The sequence below is a fragment of the Bradyrhizobium sp. Kon69 genome (assembly GCF_055807515.1).
Genome location: NZ_JBVVOS010000014.1, coordinates 191044 through 207393, shown reverse-complemented (window position 1 = coordinate 207393; position 16350 = coordinate 191044). Strand labels below are relative to the sequence as shown.

Below are 16350 nucleotides of genomic sequence, written 5' to 3'. Positions count from 1 at the left end.
ACGGGCTCACAGGGACTACCCGCCCTGCCCGCACCTCTCATGCCGACGCTGCCGCGTCCACCGCAAGCCCGGCTCGCGATCAAGACGACAACGAGATCGCCCCTCAAGGATGAGCCGGGATGACCGACACATACGCCAAAACCGAATTTCGGTAAAGTGGAATATTTTTGCGACGACGGATTGACACCCGCCGGCTGTTTTGCCCGACGGCAAGGTCTTGTAGCCCGGATGAGCGAAGCGACATCCGGGACTCTCGCAGCGGTCCCGGGTATCGCTTCGCTCACCCGGGCTACAGGAGCTCACCCTGTCGTTCGCACCGGCGTTCCGTCCGCCATCAGGGTCACGCCCTTCCGTTCGACAATCATGCCGTAGGCCTGCGGCTGACGGTGAACGTCGAAATTGAAGGTGGTGCGCTTGTAGGAGTTGCAGAGATCGAGATCGCAGCGGGCGAGCGCGATCTCGTCGCCCTTGGTCGTGCATCGCGCCATGATCTCGCCCGAGGGCGCGATCACGCAGCTTCCGCCGATGTGGTCGACGCCCTCCTCGACACCCGCCTTGGCGACGCCGACCACGAAGGTGCCGTTCTGATAGGCGCCGGCCTGCATCACCAGATGATTGTGGAACAGCGAGAGATCGTCATGCTCGGGCGCGGGCGGATTGTGCACCGGCGTGTTGTAGCCGATCATCACCATCTCGACGCCCTGCAGCCCCATCACCCGATAGGTCTCGCTCCAGCGGCGATCGTTGCAGATCGCCATCCCCATCACGCCGCCAAAGGCCTCGGTCACGCCGAAACTGCTGCCCGGATCGAAATAGCGCTTTTCCAGATGCTGGAATTCGCGCCAGGGCTCGTGCTCGGCATGCCCGGGCAGATGGACCTTGCGATATCTGGCGACGATGGCGCCGCTCTTCTCGACCAGGATGGAGGTGTTGTAGCGCCTGACCATTCCGGCCTCGACCGTCAGCTCGGCATAGCCAAGATAAAATCCGATGCCGATCTCGCGCGCGAGATCGAACAGGCCTCTCGTCTCCGGCCCCGGCATCTCGCGCTCGAAGAAGCTGTCGATCTCGGCTTGATCCTCGAAATACCAGCGCGGAAAGAACGTGGTCAGCGCGAGCTCGGGATAGACGATCAGGTCGCAGCCGTTGGCGTGCGCCTGGCGCATCAAGGCCATCAGGCGCGCCACGACCGCGGTTCTGGTCTCTGTCCGCGCCACAGGGCCAAGCTGGCCGGCCGCGATCGTCACAAATCTCGCCACGAATCTTTCCCTCGTCCGCTTCCTGGGTCAGGTCGCGGCAGAGACTATCGCGCGATGCGTCGCGCGCACAGCCTCGCTGTCCGGCACGGTGCCCAACCGAGAGGCAGTTCGACCGTCACGTGGGGAGCGCCGAGGATGAATGGCGATCGACCGCATCACGTCGCGCGAAAACACCGTCGCAGAGCGGCACTCACCATTCTGCGGCGACGGGCTCGTTGAAGAACTGACTGCGCGCCGCCATGCGCGACGGCTGGCGGCGACGATGCCGCTCCGCGACGCGCTTGTTCGGAGCGGCCGCCTTGGCCTGCCTGGGCTCTGCGGCGGGCTGCGCCGCCATGGCAAATGCCTGGCGCGTACCGTCCGGCGCGACTGGCGCCGCCGCATCTGACGTTGACACCACGGTTTTGGTCAACGGAATCTGTCGGACGTTGGTGTCGAAGACGATCTTCTCCGGCCAGGTCTGTGCAGAATGAATTCGGGCGATCGAGAGGTCCGGCCCGGTTTCGGCGGCGGCGCTCATGGGGCCGGCCAGGTAGTAATCAGCAAGGTACAGGAGGGCGAGCAGAGCGCCGCCGGTGAATACGAAATAGCGGATGAGCGGCATGGGTCCCTCGATCGCCTCGTTATCGAGGCCCTGCAGCAACGGGAAAGAGTGGCAATCGTTCCGGCGCAACGTCGTAGCAATCGCGCGAGGAACTCGCTCAGCCGGTGCACTGGCATTCCGCTTGCTGCGAGGGAGTCAAATCCCTCAGACCCGCAGTGGGTCTGTCTCATCGTGAGGCGATCATGCACCCGACGTCCCGTTTCGAAGCGACCATGCCAACCCAACTCCACGCATTGATCTCCGATCTGCGCTGGCGCATGCGAATGATCGACGCCGACATTCTGGAGGAAGAGCGGAAGGCCGGAATCTCCGATCCCCAGAACGTGGCCTACCCCATGCTCGCGCAGAACCTGAGGGCCCGGCGCGACAATATCCGGGTGAGCATCGCGATTCTCGAAAGCCGGCTTGAAAAGCAATCGACCGAGTGGCCGCGCGCGGCCTGATGCGGTGACGGCCGAGCTCCAGACGCACGCTAACGCGAGGGAACTCCCGTTGCCGATCTGCAACGGTTCCCGTCCGTCTGAAGCCGGACAAAAGAAACTCCCATTGCGGCCACGAACCCCTCTCACAACCCCGTGAGACGAGCAGGGGAACTACGATGCGTGCGCAACGAGTCTGGGTGGTGAATGGGGCCGCCAGCGTCGAACAATTGCAAACCAGATTGGACGATCTGAACAAGCGGCTCGGTCAACTCGAGACCCAGCACCCGGAGAGCTGGAAAGTCGAAGAGCTCAGATCGAGCGCCCTCAGCCTGTCGCGCGAGATCGACGACATCCGCTGCGCCGAGGCGACGGCGGCGCTGAGCGAGCTGCTGCGGAAATAGCCGGCGTTCGCCCGTCGGGCAAGGAACCAACGCCGCCTCCCCGCCATTGCCATGCCGAGCATGGAGCAAAATCATGACCAGGCACCTGACGCGGGCCGATCTCGCGCGCGGCGTGGCCGGCGCGGTATCCACGCTGGTCCTGTGCGCGACGATGGCCTTCACCATCGCGCGCCATTTCGCGCTGTAGAGCATTTCGCGCTGTGAGGGATTTCCGATGACGTCCGACCCCGAGGAATCGGTCAGGCTGCAAGGCTACGGCGAGATGACCCTGCGTACGGCCGTCACGACGATGATGTTGCTGGCGCCGCGCGAGCGCGCGGACGCCGCCATCTTCCGCGTCCGCGACGGCGTGCGGCTCGCCTCAAGCGAGATTGCCGAACTCGCCTCCGAATGGGGCATCACGCCAACGCCGGAGATCAGGTCTCCGAACCTCGTCCCGGAGCAAAATTGGACACATGTCGTTCGCGGCATGGTTCGCGAGGCGCCGCTGCCCGCGCTGATGATTGCGTTCATGATCGGCGTGCTGGTGGCGAGGCGGTAGGCCCGCGACAACCGCCGGCGACAGCAGGGTTGATTACTTCTGCTCGTTCGCGCGCATGTCTTCAGCATAAGGACGCAACGCCTCAGACATGCCGTCGAGGCGTTTCTGCCACTCAGCGCCAGTCAGGAAGGCGATCACCGGCTCGTCGCCGGGCGAATTCGTCAGGTACTCGGGATTGCGCAGGCCTTCGGCAATCCCCGCTTCCAGCTTCTTGACGATGTCGTCCGGAACGCCCTTCGGGACCGCGAAGCCGCGTTCTGCCGTCGTGGTGACCGGAAAGCCCACTTCCTCCGCCGTCGGAACTTCGGGCAGCGATGGAAAGCGCTTCTTCGACAGGATCGCGATGACGCGAAGTGGTCCCTTGTTGGTGCCATGCAATTCGGGAATCTCACTGAGGGTGACCATCCCGACTTCCAGGTGCCCACCCAACAGATCGGTCCGCTGCGCGGCCGTTCCTCTATAGGAGATTTCGTTGGGCTCGACCTTCGCGGCTGCTGCCAGCATGCGAATGGCCAAATGACCGTTCGTGCCGGCACCGTTGTGACCAAACGTCACCGAGCCCGGCTTGCTGCGAAGTGCGGCAATGACATCCGGCAGATTCTTGAATCTGCTGTCCGCGGGAACCACCATGACGTTTGGATCTTCAACGATCCGTGCGACCAGCCGGATTTCATCTGTCGTGTATTGGGTTTTGCGCGTCATCGGCAGAAAGTTATAGCCCGGCACATTAACGACGCCGATCGAATAGGCGTCGGGCGCCGCGCGCGCGATCGCAGCAAACGCGATCTCTCCACCAGCGCCAGGCTTGTTCAGGACGACAAACTTCGCCTTGCCGCCCAGCGCGCGCTCAACAAAGGGAAGAAGTTTGCGAGCCATGACATCGGTACCGCCGCCGGGCGCAAAGCCGACGACGACTTCGATTGGCTTGTCTTCCGGCCACGCGGCCCATGCCGATCCGCAAGCAGCGAAACCAAAAGCTGCAACGATCGCGACGATTTTCTTGTTCATGATTTCCTGCCCTGTTTTTTGTTATTGGCCGATTGCGCTGCTTGAAAGCTGCGATCGCGTGCAGGTTCATCTAACCGGCGGCCTGACCGGATGGCAACCGATCGTCCCGAGCGCGAGCGCTTAATGAGCTCCGGCGGTTTCGAGGCAATTGCGGAAGGGTCAGAGGAGGGCCGCGTGGGAGCCGCGCCTGGCGGTGCTTTTGATTGGCTCGCTCGCGGCGAGACGGTAATTCTCTGACCTACCGTGCAACGCCGGATCAGGGATGCCGGCGAAAAGAAAGCCATGCCGCTGCGGCACACGCCTCTGCCCGGCCAAATCGGCCGTGGACCCGCGCCCTAAATCGTTGCAATAAGGCGCTTCCGAGGCCCCGGCGACCGGTCCGCCGAGCCTCAAGAAAAACGTCGACTTTTGGAAGAATGGTCGGAGTGGCAGGATTCGAACCTGCGACCCCTGCGTCCCGAACGCAGTGCTCTACCGGGCTGAGCCACACTCCGACAAGAGGCCGGCTTATAGCGTCGGGTTTGGCGCACCGCAAGCGGCCGAGCTGAGGAATCTTATCCCTGTGAAAACGGGTCTTGAAACGCTGATTTTACCGGCCGGCGAGGCCGGCGCGGAAGCTGCCGCCCGGACATTGGCCGCCGGCGGGCTGGTCGCGTTCCCGACCGAGACGGTCTACGGGCTCGGGGCGGACGCCGGAAATGCCGGCGCGATCGCCCATCTTTACGCCGCCAAGGGGCGGCCGGCCTTCAATCCGCTGATCGCGCATGTCGCCGACCTCGCGGCCGCGCGCAGGATCGGGCGATTCGACGCCTGCGCCTTGCGTCTCGCGGAGGCGTTCTGGCCGGGGCCGCTGACGCTGGTGGTGCCGAAGACGGAGAACTGCCCGGTGGCCGAGCTTGCCACCGCGGGCTTGGACACGGTCGCGATCCGCATTCCGGCCCATCCGGTGGCGCAGGCGATCCTGCGCGCCTTTGGCGGGGCGGTGGTGGCGCCATCCGCCAACCTCTCCGGCCACGTCTCGCCGACGCTAGCCGCCCATGTCGAGGGCGACCTTGCGGGGCGGATCGACCTGATCGTCGACGGCGGGCCGGTTACGGTCGGCGTCGAATCGACCATCGTCGGCTGCTTTGCGGCGCCGATGCTGCTGCGGCCCGGCGGGCTGTCACGCGAGCGGATCGAGGCCGTGCTCGGTGCGCCGCTGGCGCGACTGCCCGCGGAGGCCGACAGCGACGACAGCCAGCCGCTGGCGCCGGGCATGCTGGCCTCGCATTACGCGCCGCGCGCCAATGTGCGGCTCAATGCGCAGGACGTCGCGCCGGGCGAAGCGCTGCTGGCGTTCGGCTCCGCGCGCCTGCCCGGCCTGGAGGCCGCCACCGCGGTCATGAATTTGTCGCCCAGCGGCGATCTCGATGAAGCCGCCGCCAATCTGTTCGGCTATCTTCGCGCCCTCGATGCGAGGGGGCCGCGGGCGATCGCGGTGATGGCGATCCCCGAACAAGATCTGGGCGAAGCGATCAACGACCGGCTGCGCCGGGCGGCTGTCGCGAGGTAAGAGCGAAGCAAGAGACAAGACAATGAACGTCAATCATTCCGCCGCCCCACCGCTTGCGTCCGAGCTGATCGAACAATTCCGCAAGATCGTCGGCGAGAGGCACGCCATCACCGATGCGGCCGACATCGAGGCCTATGTCACCGAGGAGCGCAATCTGTTCCACGGCCGCTCGCCGCTGGTGCTGCGCCCCGGCTCGACCACCGAAGTCGCCGCGATCTGCAAGCTCGCTTCAGAGCACAAAATCGCGCTGGTGCCGCAGGGCGGCAATACCGGGCTCGTCGGCGGCCAGACCCCGCACAATGGCGAGGTGGTGGTGTCGCTGCGCCGGTTGGACAAGATCCGCGAGGTCGACACCGCGTCGAACACCATGACCTGTGAGGCCGGCGTCGTGCTGCAGATCGCGCAGCAGAAGGCCGCGGACGTCGACCGGCTGTTTCCGCTCTCGCTCGGCGCGGAAGGGAGCTGCACCATCGGCGGCAATCTCTCGACCAACGCCGGCGGCACGGCCGCGCTCGCCTATGGCGTCGCGCGCGAGATGGCGCTTGGGCTCGAGGTGGTGCTGGCCGACGGGCGCGTGCTCAACGTGCTCTCCAAGCTGAAGAAGGACAATACCGGCTACAATCTGCACAACCTCTTCATCGGCGCCGAAGGCACGCTCGGTATCATCACCGCGGCGACGCTAAAACTGTTTCCGAAGCCGCGGTCGATCGAGACCGCCTTCGTCGGGCTGAAGTCGCCGGACGCCGCGCTGAAACTGCTGACGATCGCGCAAAGCGAGGCCGCCAATGCGCTGACGAGCTTTGAGCTGCTGTCGGAGATGGCGGTCGATTTCTCGATTCGCCACGGCATCGACGTGCGCGATCCGCTCGCGCAAAAGCATGCCTGGTACGTGCTGATTGAATTGTCCTCGCCCGGCGACGACGCCCGCACGCCACTGGAAACCATCCTCGGCCGCGCCATGGAGGACGAGATCGTCGACGACGCGGTGATCGCGGCCAATCTGACCCAGCGCGCCGGCTTCTGGAAGCTGCGCGACGAGATGTCGTCGGCGCAGAAGCCGGAGGGCGGCTCGATCAAGCACGATATTTCCGTACCGGTGGCCACCGTGCCCGCCTTCATCGCCGAGGCCAATGAAGCCGTGGTGAAGCTGATCCCCGGCGCGCGGCCGGTGCCGTTCGGCCATCTCGGCGACGGCAATCTGCACTACAATGTCAGCCAGCCGATCGGCGCCAACACCGCGGACTATCTGGCGCGCTGGCACGAGATGAACGCGGTCGTGTTCGCCATCGTGCTGCGCATGGGCGGCTCGATCTCGGCGGAGCACGGCATCGGCGTGCTCAAGCGCGACGAACTGCCCGAGGTGAAGGACAAGACCGCAATCGAGCTGATGCGACAGTTCAAGGCGATGCTCGATCCGCTTGGAATTATGAACCCGGGCAAAGTGCTGTGAGTGCGCTCAGGATCGAGGCGATCACCGAGGCCGATGTCGAGCCCGTGGTCGCGCTGTGGCAGCGCTGCGGCCTGACCCGGCCGTGGAACGATCCGCAGGCCGACATCGCGCTGGCGCGGCGGCGCGACAATTCCACGATCCTGCTCGGCCGCGACGGCGGCGCCATCGTCGCCACCGTGATGGTCGGCCATGACGGCCATCGCGGCTGGGTCTATTACGTCGCCGTCGATCCGGACAGCCAGAAGCGTGGCTACGGACGCGTCATCATGGCGGCGGCCGAGGACTGGCTGCGCCAAGCTGGAATTCTGAAGCTCCAGCTGCTGGTCCGGCGCGGCAATGAGCAGGCCAATGCGTTCTACCAGTCGCTGGGCTTCGAGGAATCGACCTCGGTGATGTTCCAGAAGTGGCTCGACGGCCGCACCACAACGCCCAGCAATTGAGATCGAGCCATGACGATTTCCGACCGCGTCCGCATCAAGGACGTCCGCGTGCTCTCGGACGGCTGGACCACGCTGAAGAACACCACGTTCGAGTACCGGCGCGCCAATGGCGAATGGCAGACCCAGCACCGCGAGACCTATGAGCGCGATAACGCCGCCGCCGTGCTGCCGTATAATCTGGCACGCCGTACGGTGATCCTGGTGAAGCAATTCCGCTTGCCGGCGTTCATTCGCGGCTACGACGATTTGCTGATCGAGGCGGCCGCCGGCGTGCTGGACGATGCCTCGCCCGAAATGCGCATCCGCGCCGAAGCGGAGGAAGAAACCGGCTATCGCCTGCACCACGTCCACAAGGTGTTCGAAGCGTTCATGAGCCCCGGCGCCATCACCGAGAAGCTGCATTTCTTCGTCGCCGAATACGAGCCGGAGATGCGGGTCAGCGACGGCGGCGGCCTCGAACATGAAGGCGAGGACATCGAGGTGCTGGAGCTGGACATCGACGAGGCGCTGGCGATGATCGCGGACGGCCGCATCATCGACGCCAAGGCAATCATGCTGCTGCAGCATGTGGCGCTGCATGTGTTTCGGTAGCTCGCGAGCTGCTTTCTTCCCTTCTCCCCTTGCGGGAGAAGGTGGCGCGAAGCGCCGGATGAGGGGTTTCTGTCCGCGCGCGCATCTTATGCAGTCGAGCACGCGGAGAGATACCCCTCACCCGTCTCGCCGCTTCGCGGCGAGCCACCCTCTCCCGCAAGGGGAGAGGGGAAAAAGCGGGACTCGCTGTATCAGCGCTGCAATTCTGACCTGCATTGCCCAGCCCCCCGTTGAGCTCACCCCCGACTATCTCTAGTCTGTCGCCAACAAGAACCAGGAGACGCGCCCATGTCCGCTTCGCGCGACGACGAATTCGGCTTTGCGCCCGACTATGACGCCCCCGTGCCCTATATGCAGCGCACGCGGGACTATTACGCCGCGATTGGCTACACCACGGCGTATCGCTGGGCGCACTACACCGAGGCGCCGTTCCAGCCGCTGAAGAAGCCGCTGTCGCAGTCGCGCGTCACCATCATCACGACGGCCGCGCCGTACGATCCCACCAAGGGCGACCAGGGGCCGGGCGCGGCGTATAATGGTGGCGCGAAATTCTACCAGGTCTATGACGGCGACACGGCGAAGCCACACGACCTTCGCATCTCGCATATCGGCTACGACCGTAAGCACACCACGGCCACCGACAACGGCACCTGGTTTCCGCTGCCGCAGCTTTTGAAGGCAAGCGCTGCGGAGCGCATCGGCGAGGTGGCCCCGCGCTTCTTCGGCGCGCCGACCAACCGCAGCCATCGCGTCACCCTCGACACCGACGCGCCGGAGATTCTGGCGCGCTGCCTTGCCGACGAGGTCGATGTCGCCGTGCTGGTGCCGAACTGTCCGGTCTGCCATCAGACCACGGCTCTGGTGGCGCGGCATCTCGAGGCCAACGGCATTCCGACCGTGATCATGGGTTGCGCCAAGGACATCATCGAGCACGCCGCCGTGCCGCGCTTCCTGTTCTCGGATTTCCCGCTCGGCAATTCTGCCGGCAAGCCGCACGACGTCGCTTCGCAGGCACAGACGCTCGAGCTGGCGCTCCGATTGCTGGAGACCGCAAGCGGCCCACAGACCACGATGCAGTCGCCGCTGCGCTGGAGCGAGGACGCCGCCTGGAAGCTCGACTACAACAACGTCGCGCAGCTCTCAGCCGAAGAGCTGGCGCGCCGCCGTGCGGAATTCGACAAGCAGAAGGAGATCGCGCGCGGCAATCGCGCCGCCTGACGTCCTCCGACAACCAAAACAAACAGGGAGAGCGACGTGACGCGACCGTTCGAGGGCGTGAAGATCCTGGACTTCACGCAAGTGCTGGCCGGCCCCTATGCGAGCTACCAGCTCGCGCTCCTGGGCGCCGACGTCATCAAGATCGAGCGGCGCGAGGGCGAGGACATGCGGCGCACGCCGCTCTCGCGCGAATGGGCTGAGCGCGGTCTCGCGCCGGCGTTCCAGGCCATCAACGGCAACAAGCGCAGCCTGACGCTCGATCTGCAAAAGCCCGATGCGATCGCGATCGTGAAAAAGCTCGCCGCGCAGATCGACGTGGTCATGGAGAATTTCCGCCCCGGCGTGATGGACAAGCTCGGCATCGGCTATGAGGCGCTGTCCGCGATCAATCCGAAGCTGATCTACTGCGCGGTCTCAGGTTTCGGCCAGACCGGTCCGGACCGGCTGCGCCCCGGCTATGACGGCAAGATGCAGGCGCTATCAGGCATCATGGCCATCACGGGTCATCCCGAAACCGGCCCAACGCGTGCGGGCTTTGCCGTGTGCGACGTGCTGTCGGGCGCGACCGCTGCGTTCGGCGTGTCGAGCGCGCTGTACCAGCGCGACCGCACCGGCAAGGGCCAGCTCATTGACGTCTCCATGCTGGAGGCGACGATGGCGTTTCTGTCGGGGCAGATCGCGGACTGGTCGGTCGCCGGCCATCGCCAGCAGCTGTCGGGCAATCAGGCCGTTAGCCGCAGGACCACGGCGAATTTGTTTAGATGCGGCGACGGTCACATCCTGCTCGCCGTCAACAACGAGAAGCAGTATCGCGCGCTGGTGTCTGCGCTCGGCCGCGAGGACACGCTCAGCGATCCGCGCTTTGCCGACTGGTTCGCGCGCAACGAGAACGAGCCGGCGCTGCGCGCCATCATCGAACAGGCGCTCGCGACAAGGCCTGCGCGCGAATGGGAGACCATCCTTGAAGATGCCGGCGCGCCCTGCGCCAGCATCTGGAAAGTCGAAGAAGTGATCGACCATCCGCAGATCAAGGCGCGCGGCGCGATCCAGGAGCTCGATACGCCCTATGGGCGGCTTCGTTTCGCCGGCAGCGGCTTCAAGCTCGCGCATGGCGGCGGCAGGCTCGACCGCATGGCGCCGGAGCTCGGTGCGGATACGGACGCGGTACTGGGCGAGCTGGGATTTGACGCAGCGGAGATTGCGGCGTTGAGGGCGCGGGAGATCGTGTAAGGGTGAAGCCGACTAGAACAACGATCCCTGCCCGTCATCGGCCGGCCCGGCCGCGGCCTTCCGCACCGCCCGCTTCGGTTTCGCGGCCTCTACCTCCGCCTCCATCTCCTCCGCGCTGATCGGAAGCAGCAACTGGTCGTCGTCATTGGCGACGCGGTTGACGCGGGTGGAGACCGGGTGCCATGCGAATTCGCCGATGCGCGGGGCGGTCATCAGCGGCAACACGGCATCGACGTCATCGCTGCGGGAATCGAGCCAGCGCTCGAAATCGCGCGGGCTGATGGTGACGGGCACGCGATCATGCAGCGTGGCGAGATCTTCGCCCGCGGCCGCCGTGACGATCGCGACCGTGTCGAGCTCCTCGCCGTTCGGCCCGACCCAGGTCTCGAACAATGCGGCAAAGCCGAGCGGCGCGCCGTCGGCGCGATGGATGAAGAAGGGCTGCTTGCGGCCATCCTCCGTCTTCCATTCGTAATAGCCGTCGGCCGGAATCAGGCCGCGGCGCCGGCGAATCGCGCGTTTGAAGGCGGGCTTCTCCAGCACCGTCTCGGAACGCGCATTGATCAGGAGCGTAAACCCGCGGGGATCCTTGACCCAGCCCGGCAGCAGTCCCCAGCGCATCAGGCGGAAATGACGCGCGCCGTTCTCGGCCAGCACGACCGGAATCGGTTGCGTCGGGGCCACGTTGAACCGGGGCGGGAAATTCGGCTGCTCAATGTAGCCGAACAGTTGCCGCAAAGCCGCGGGGGCCGAAGTTATGACGAAGCGTCCACACATCCTTGAGGGCCTATATAGGGTCCGTTCAGGTCCTTTTAACCCCGAACGTTAACACTGCGGCAGATGAGCTCAACGGTCTCCCAGCCGGCGCGAATGCATGGACAGACGGCGCCAGAGGCCGCGGCCTGGGCCGAGCGGCTGCGCGTGGCCAACATCAACCCGCGGACCGGGCTTGCCACCGACTATCTCAACCATTTCAATGAAGCCGTAATGCTGCTGGAAATGGTCCCCGACATGCCGGAATGCGCGGAAGATTTTCTGACCTGGTCGCCGCTTTCCTATGCCGAGCATTTCACGGCCTCGAATTTCAAGGCCCGGGATCTGGCGATCGAGGCCTATGAAAAGGCCGACCCGAACGTGCGCGCCCAGTTCGATCACCTCACCGACACCATGACCTCGATCCTGACGGCGGTCGGCTCGGCCATGCGCGAGGTCGAGAAGGACACGACCCGCGTTCGCCTCGCCGAGCAGGCCGCCCACTGGGTCAAGCCGCTGATCGCGGCCTGCGGCGGCATCATCAATGGCGGCGCGGAAGCCGACGTCGACAACATCATGGCGAACTAGGCCCCAGCAGGTGAAGTCATGGCTGCGATCGTTCAGCCCACCCGTCCCCAGATCGCGGTCAGTGCCGCGATTTTTCGTGACGGCAAGGTGCTTCTGACCCGTCGCGCACGCTCGCCGGCAAAGGGGTTCTATTCGCTGCCCGGCGGTCGGGTCGAGTTCGGCGAATCGCTGCACCAGGCGCTGGCGCGCGAGATCGACGAGGAGACCGGGCTCGATATCGACGTCATCGGCCTCGCGGGCTGGCGCGAAGTGCTCCCGGCCGCGGCCGGCGCCGGCCACTATTTGATCATGTCCTTTGCTGCCCGCTGGGTGGCCCGGGAGCCGGTTCTCAACGACGAGCTCGACGACTACCGCTGGATCGCTCCGGAGGCCCTGGCGGGCCTTGGCGACCTCAAGCTGACCGGCGGGCTGGAAGAGGTCATCCAGTCCGCCCACCGGCTGATCGGCCCCTGACCGCCCCCGCCTTGCGTCCACCGCCCCGAGGAGGCATACACCCCGCCGATGTCGACGCGATTTCTGGCCATTTTTGCCGTGATTCTCGCCTGTGCCTCGGTGCCCACGAGGGCTCAGGACGGGGCAGCGCCGTTTGACGGCGATTTGCAGCGGCTGGCGGAGATCCTCGGTGGGCTGCACTATCTGCGCGGCATCTGCGGGTCCAACGAGGGCAACAAATGGCGCAGCGAGATGCAGGCGCTGATCGATGCCGAAACCCCCGCGGGCGAACGCCGCACCCGCATGATCGCCGGCTTCAACCGCGGCTATAACGGTTTTCAGCAGACCTACCGGAGCTGCACGCCGGCCGCGACGGTGGCGATCCGCCGCTACATCGAGGAAGGCGCGAAGATCTCGCGCGATCTCACGGCGCGTTACGCGAACTGAACTACTGCCAATCACATCCAGACTTGTAAATTCCTCATCCTGAGGAGCGCGGAACGCGCGTCTCGGAGGATGAAAGGGCTGGCTGCAGCAGCGGGGCCTCTATGGTTCGAAACGCGTGCTTCGCACGCTCCTCACCATGAGGGTTGGGCATCGGGGAACCCTGTCATCGACTTTGTACACAGCCGTTAACCGTTCCTAAAGATGTGGCCTAGCGGTCGTTAACGCGCGTGCTACACCTCTCGCACAGCGCATCGCCGTGGATCGCGCCCCAGCCCTGATCGAGTTTCATGAGCCATCCAGTGTCCTACGCCCCCGCACGCGCGCCGCTGCCCGATCACGAGCAGAAGCAGGCCGCACTGAGCTATCTCAACGAGGCCTGGGCCGAAGCGCGCCATGACGGCGTCGACGGCGACTGCCTGGCGCAGGCGAGCCTGTTTGCGGCCCTTGCCGAGCTCGTCGGCACCTATGGCGAGGACGCGGTGGCGAAGTTCGTCGAAGGCTTTCCCGGCCGCATCCGCAACGGCGAATTCTCGGTCGATATTTCCAGACAGTAAGTCTTCCTCCAGGCAGTAAGCCTTGCCGAAATGCCCCCGCCACGCGGGCGGGGCCAGTTTCCGCTGCCGTCGGGAGTATGCTCCCCAGCCGTTACGGCTCGATCTTGAGCGTCGCTTTCATGTTGGGGTGATAGCGGCAGTAATAATCGACCGTGCCTGCCTTCTTGAGAACCAACGTCCCTGATTTTTTCGCAGGCAGGTTGACGTCGAAATCGCCGTTCCCAGCAGTCGCGGTGTGGGCGAAGACGTCCTTGTTGATCCATTCAATGGTGTCGCCGACCTTGGCCGAAGCGTCTTTCGGCGACACTTCGAGATTCTCCATCGTGATCTCGATGGTCGCAGCATGCGCCGGGACGGCCAACGCCACGAGCAGGACCGCTGACACGATCGCAGACAATCGTCCCGGCATCATCGCCTCCCTATTTCAGCTCCGCCGCGACATGCTCGGCATGCTGCTGATGCCCCTGGAAGATTTTCAGACCGGTCTGCAGCAGGCTCTTCAGCTCGGCATTGCTGGCGGATGGAATGAGCTGGGTTTCCAGCGCGCCGTTGACTGTCTTGTGGTAGGCGACCTCGTTCGCGACATAGGCCTTGTCGAAGGCAGCACCATTTAGCTTGTCGAGTTCGGCGAGCTTATCGCTCGCCTGCTTTGACAGCGCCTTGCTGGTGTCGTTGTCTTCAGGCGTGACGTTCAGCTTCTTGACCAGCGCGAGCGCCTGCTTGTTGACGGCCTCATGGTCGCGCAGCATGTCCTCGGCAAATGCCTTCACGTCCTTGTTCTTGGCCTTCTTCTGCGCCTGCTTGGCTGCGTTGATGTCGATCACGCCCGCGGTGTAGGCGATGTGGGCGATCTGCGGATCGGTCGGCTTGTCGGCTGCTCTGGCACCTTGCAGCAGCGCGGGGCTCGACAACAAAATTGCAGCGGCGATCGCCGTGGTCCAACGAACGAACATGGTTTGACACTCCTGTGGTGCCGGACGTTTTGCCGGCGCGTTGCTTCACAGGCGTTGGATGGAATTCTCGCGCGAACGTTCCCGAAAAACTTCAGCCGCCGATGCCGAGCCGCTTCAGCACCGACACGGTCAGCCGCTCGCAGCGCCACCCGGCGAACGGGAACGCATCCATCACCACCGGACCGATCTCCTTCTCGACGTTCTCGCGCAGCATGGTCCGCGCACGGTGCAGCCGCGTCTTCACGGTTTCGGGCTTGACGCCGAGCAGCTCGGCAGTCTCCTCGATGTTCATGCCTTCCATGACGCGTGCGACGAAGACCATGCGGAAGACATCCGGCAACTCGTCGATGGCGCGCTCGACGACGCGCTGGATTTCACGTTGGGCCATGGTCCTTTCCGGATCGCCTGCGGAAGAAACGGGAAATTTGATGATCTGCGCCTCGAGCATCGCTTCGGGCACCGAGCCGAGCTCGACATACGGCCTGGCGTTTCGCGCCCGGCCAAGCGCCTCGTTGATGGCGATGCGCGACAGCCAGGTCGACAACCCGGACTCGCCGCGGAAGCTGTCGAGATGGGTGAAGGCGCGGACATAGGTTTCCTGAACGACATCCTCGGCTTCGCTGTCGCTGCGCAGAATTCCGCGCGCCAGACGATAGAGCCTGCGATTGTTGGCCTGCATGATCTCGCGCAGCGCCGCCTCATCACGGCCCCGCGCCCGCTCGACCAGTTCGGCTTCCAAGGTCCGGATTTCCGATGTTTTGGCGCCGGCGGATAGGCCGGCTGCGGTCCGTGGCATGGCGGTCACCTGCTCGTTTGGCTTCGTCCGGACATTGGATGCCTCCCTAAGGGAAAGGTTCCCAACTTTCTGGCCTCCCCGGAGGCCTAATCCGTCTCGATCGGCAGCGCCGGTTCCCTCGCCCACTCGCCCATCGAGGCATCGTACAGCGTCAGCTTGTCGTATCCGAGCTGCGTCAGCAACAGCAGGTCGATCGTCGCCGAGATGCCGCCGCCACAATATAGGATCACATTCTTGTCGCGGGTGACGCCTGCCGCGGCGAATTTGGCTTCGGCATCGGCGAGCGTCGTCAGCGTCTTGTCGGCATTGGTGAGAACCGCCGCGGGAACGTTGACGCTGCCGGGAACACGACCGGGCCGCCCGTAGCGGCTCGGCTCGAGGCCGCGATGAAATTGCGGACCGAGCGCGTTGACGATAACAGTCGTGGGATCGCCGAGCCGTGCCTTCACCGCATTCTTGTCGACGAAGAAGCCCGCACGCGGCGCCGCCTTGAAGGTCGTGGCCGGATAGCCCTTCGGGGCGCCCGTTACGACCGGCCGTCCCTCTTTCTTCCATTTGTCGAGGCCACCGTCGAGCACCCGCGCGTCGACGCCGAGCGAACGCAGCATCCACCAGAACCGCGTCGACCACATCATGGTGCCGATGCTGTAGAGCACGACGGACTTGGATGCATCGAGGCCGTGGCGGCCGAAGGCGGCCTCCAGCTGGGCCACATCAGGCATCATGAAGAATTGCTGCGCGGAGGCGTCGGAGAACTCGCCTTGCAGGTCGAGAAAATCAGCGCCCGGGATGTGGCCGGCCTCGAACGTCTTGTCGCCGGGCACCGCGCGATAGGGCACGTCGCTGCCCGGCGGCACCGGCTCGTTGTAGGTCGTGCAGTCGTAGAGGCGGAGATTGGGATCGCCGAGCTGGGCTGCGAGTTGCTCGGTGGTGATGAGGGGTGTCGGTTGGGTCATTGGTGCACTCCCATGTCCCCCAATGTCGTCCCGGCGAAGGCCGGGACCCATACCCCCGGGAAGAAGTTATGCGGAGGCTAGTCATTCGGTACTGCGACTTTCGCAACCGAGACACCTCGCGGTATGGGTCCCGGCCTTCGCCGGGACGACATCGA

Annotated in this window: 21 protein-coding genes and 1 tRNA gene; 13 read left to right on the top strand and 9 right to left on the bottom strand. The window is 64.8% G+C overall.

The window, feature by feature from the left end:
- Positions 1 to 299 precede the first annotated feature (299 nt).
- A complete protein-coding gene (locus AC0L3U_RS20190) occupies positions 300 to 1259 on the bottom strand; it encodes an N-carbamoyl-D-amino-acid hydrolase (RefSeq protein ID WP_473362931.1) in 960 nt (319 codons plus the stop codon).
- A gap of 190 nt (positions 1260 to 1449) precedes the next feature.
- Positions 1450 to 1863: a hypothetical protein gene (locus AC0L3U_RS20185; protein ID WP_473362930.1), complete on the bottom strand. Its 414-nt coding sequence runs from the start codon at positions 1861 to 1863 to the stop codon at positions 1450 to 1452.
- 182 nt (positions 1864 to 2045) lie between these two features.
- Between AC0L3U_RS20185 and AC0L3U_RS20180 the strand changes: the two genes are divergently transcribed.
- From AC0L3U_RS20180 to AC0L3U_RS20170, 3 genes are all read left to right on the top strand, one after another.
- The gene (locus AC0L3U_RS20180) at positions 2046 to 2306 is read left to right on the top strand and encodes a hypothetical protein (RefSeq protein ID WP_027516488.1); all 261 of its coding nucleotides are present in this window, start codon (positions 2046 to 2048) and stop codon (positions 2304 to 2306) included.
- Between the two features lie 155 nt (positions 2307 to 2461).
- Positions 2462 to 2686, top strand: a complete 225-nt coding sequence (locus AC0L3U_RS20175; RefSeq protein WP_007594875.1) for a hypothetical protein — start codon at positions 2462 to 2464, stop codon at positions 2684 to 2686.
- Positions 2687 to 2900: 214 nt separating this feature from the next.
- Positions 2901 to 3227 (top strand): hypothetical protein, encoded by a 327-nt coding sequence (locus AC0L3U_RS20170; RefSeq protein ID WP_473362929.1) that lies wholly within the window; start codon positions 2901 to 2903, stop codon positions 3225 to 3227.
- A 33-nt stretch (positions 3228 to 3260) separates the two neighbouring features.
- Here the strand turns inward: AC0L3U_RS20170 and AC0L3U_RS20165 are convergent, their stop codons facing one another.
- Entirely contained in the window at positions 3261 to 4235 is a 975-nt protein-coding gene (locus tag AC0L3U_RS20165; protein ID WP_473362928.1) for a tripartite tricarboxylate transporter substrate binding protein, read from the bottom strand.
- Positions 4236 to 4652: 417 nt separating this feature from the next.
- A tRNA-Pro gene (locus AC0L3U_RS20160) sits at positions 4653 to 4729 on the bottom strand.
- A 68-nt stretch (positions 4730 to 4797) separates the two neighbouring features.
- On the opposite strand from AC0L3U_RS20160, the gene AC0L3U_RS20155 reads away from it, so the two are divergent.
- From AC0L3U_RS20155 to AC0L3U_RS20130, 6 genes are all read left to right on the top strand, one after another.
- Positions 4798 to 5787 (top strand): L-threonylcarbamoyladenylate synthase, encoded by a 990-nt coding sequence (locus tag AC0L3U_RS20155; protein WP_473362927.1) that lies wholly within the window; start codon positions 4798 to 4800, stop codon positions 5785 to 5787.
- A 22-nt stretch (positions 5788 to 5809) separates the two neighbouring features.
- Positions 5810 to 7237 (top strand): FAD-binding oxidoreductase, encoded by a 1428-nt coding sequence (locus AC0L3U_RS20150; RefSeq protein ID WP_473362926.1) that lies wholly within the window; start codon positions 5810 to 5812, stop codon positions 7235 to 7237.
- Complete coding sequence (locus tag AC0L3U_RS20145; RefSeq protein WP_473362925.1) at positions 7234 to 7677, top strand: GNAT family acetyltransferase; 444 nt, start codon at positions 7234 to 7236, stop codon at positions 7675 to 7677. The genes AC0L3U_RS20150 and AC0L3U_RS20145 overlap by 4 nt, the downstream gene beginning before the upstream one ends.
- Positions 7678 to 7686: 9 nt before the next feature.
- Positions 7687 to 8268 carry a GDP-mannose pyrophosphatase gene (locus AC0L3U_RS20140; RefSeq protein ID WP_473362924.1) on the top strand — a complete coding sequence of 194 codons (582 nt, stop codon included), beginning with the start codon at positions 7687 to 7689 and terminating at the stop codon, positions 8266 to 8268.
- Between the two features lie 288 nt (positions 8269 to 8556).
- Positions 8557 to 9486 carry a glycine reductase gene (locus tag AC0L3U_RS20135; protein WP_473362923.1) on the top strand — a complete coding sequence of 310 codons (930 nt, stop codon included), beginning with the start codon at positions 8557 to 8559 and terminating at the stop codon, positions 9484 to 9486.
- A gap of 36 nt (positions 9487 to 9522) precedes the next feature.
- Positions 9523 to 10716 carry a CaiB/BaiF CoA transferase family protein gene (locus AC0L3U_RS20130; RefSeq protein ID WP_473362922.1) on the top strand — a complete coding sequence of 398 codons (1194 nt, stop codon included), beginning with the start codon at positions 9523 to 9525 and terminating at the stop codon, positions 10714 to 10716.
- Between the two features lie 12 nt (positions 10717 to 10728).
- On the opposite strand, the gene AC0L3U_RS20125 is transcribed toward AC0L3U_RS20130, so the two are convergent.
- On the bottom strand, positions 10729 to 11493 hold the full coding sequence (locus AC0L3U_RS20125; protein ID WP_473362921.1) for an SOS response-associated peptidase: 765 nt from the start codon (positions 11491 to 11493) through the stop codon (positions 10729 to 10731).
- A gap of 63 nt (positions 11494 to 11556) precedes the next feature.
- Between AC0L3U_RS20125 and AC0L3U_RS20120 the strand changes: the two genes are divergently transcribed.
- The 4 genes from AC0L3U_RS20120 to AC0L3U_RS20105 all read left to right on the top strand — a co-directional run bounded on the left by AC0L3U_RS20120 (position 11557) and on the right by AC0L3U_RS20105 (position 13490).
- A complete protein-coding gene (locus AC0L3U_RS20120; RefSeq protein WP_027516476.1) occupies positions 11557 to 12057 on the top strand; it encodes a hypothetical protein in 501 nt (166 codons plus the stop codon).
- A gap of 18 nt (positions 12058 to 12075) precedes the next feature.
- Positions 12076 to 12510 (top strand): NUDIX hydrolase, encoded by a 435-nt coding sequence (locus AC0L3U_RS20115; RefSeq protein ID WP_027516475.1) that lies wholly within the window; start codon positions 12076 to 12078, stop codon positions 12508 to 12510.
- A 48-nt stretch (positions 12511 to 12558) separates the two neighbouring features.
- The gene (locus AC0L3U_RS20110; protein WP_473362920.1) at positions 12559 to 12936 is read left to right on the top strand and encodes a TIGR02301 family protein; all 378 of its coding nucleotides are present in this window, start codon (positions 12559 to 12561) and stop codon (positions 12934 to 12936) included.
- A 287-nt stretch (positions 12937 to 13223) separates the two neighbouring features.
- Positions 13224 to 13490, top strand: a complete 267-nt coding sequence (locus tag AC0L3U_RS20105) for a hypothetical protein (protein WP_007594892.1) — start codon at positions 13224 to 13226, stop codon at positions 13488 to 13490.
- A 91-nt stretch (positions 13491 to 13581) separates the two neighbouring features.
- On the opposite strand, the gene AC0L3U_RS20100 is transcribed toward AC0L3U_RS20105, so the two are convergent.
- The 4 genes from AC0L3U_RS20100 to AC0L3U_RS20085 all read right to left on the bottom strand — a co-directional run bounded on the left by AC0L3U_RS20100 (position 13582) and on the right by AC0L3U_RS20085 (position 16195).
- The gene (locus AC0L3U_RS20100) at positions 13582 to 13899 is read right to left on the bottom strand and encodes a cupredoxin domain-containing protein (RefSeq protein ID WP_027568641.1); all 318 of its coding nucleotides are present in this window, start codon (positions 13897 to 13899) and stop codon (positions 13582 to 13584) included.
- Between the two features lie 10 nt (positions 13900 to 13909).
- Positions 13910 to 14443 carry a DUF4142 domain-containing protein gene (locus tag AC0L3U_RS20095; RefSeq protein ID WP_473294499.1) on the bottom strand — a complete coding sequence of 178 codons (534 nt, stop codon included), beginning with the start codon at positions 14441 to 14443 and terminating at the stop codon, positions 13910 to 13912.
- Between the two features lie 91 nt (positions 14444 to 14534).
- A complete protein-coding gene (locus AC0L3U_RS20090; protein WP_473362919.1) occupies positions 14535 to 15239 on the bottom strand; it encodes an RNA polymerase sigma factor in 705 nt (234 codons plus the stop codon).
- Positions 15240 to 15325: 86 nt separating this feature from the next.
- Positions 15326 to 16195, bottom strand: a complete 870-nt coding sequence (locus AC0L3U_RS20085; RefSeq protein WP_473362918.1) for a sulfurtransferase — start codon at positions 16193 to 16195, stop codon at positions 15326 to 15328.
- Positions 16196 to 16350: the final 155 nt, after the last annotated feature.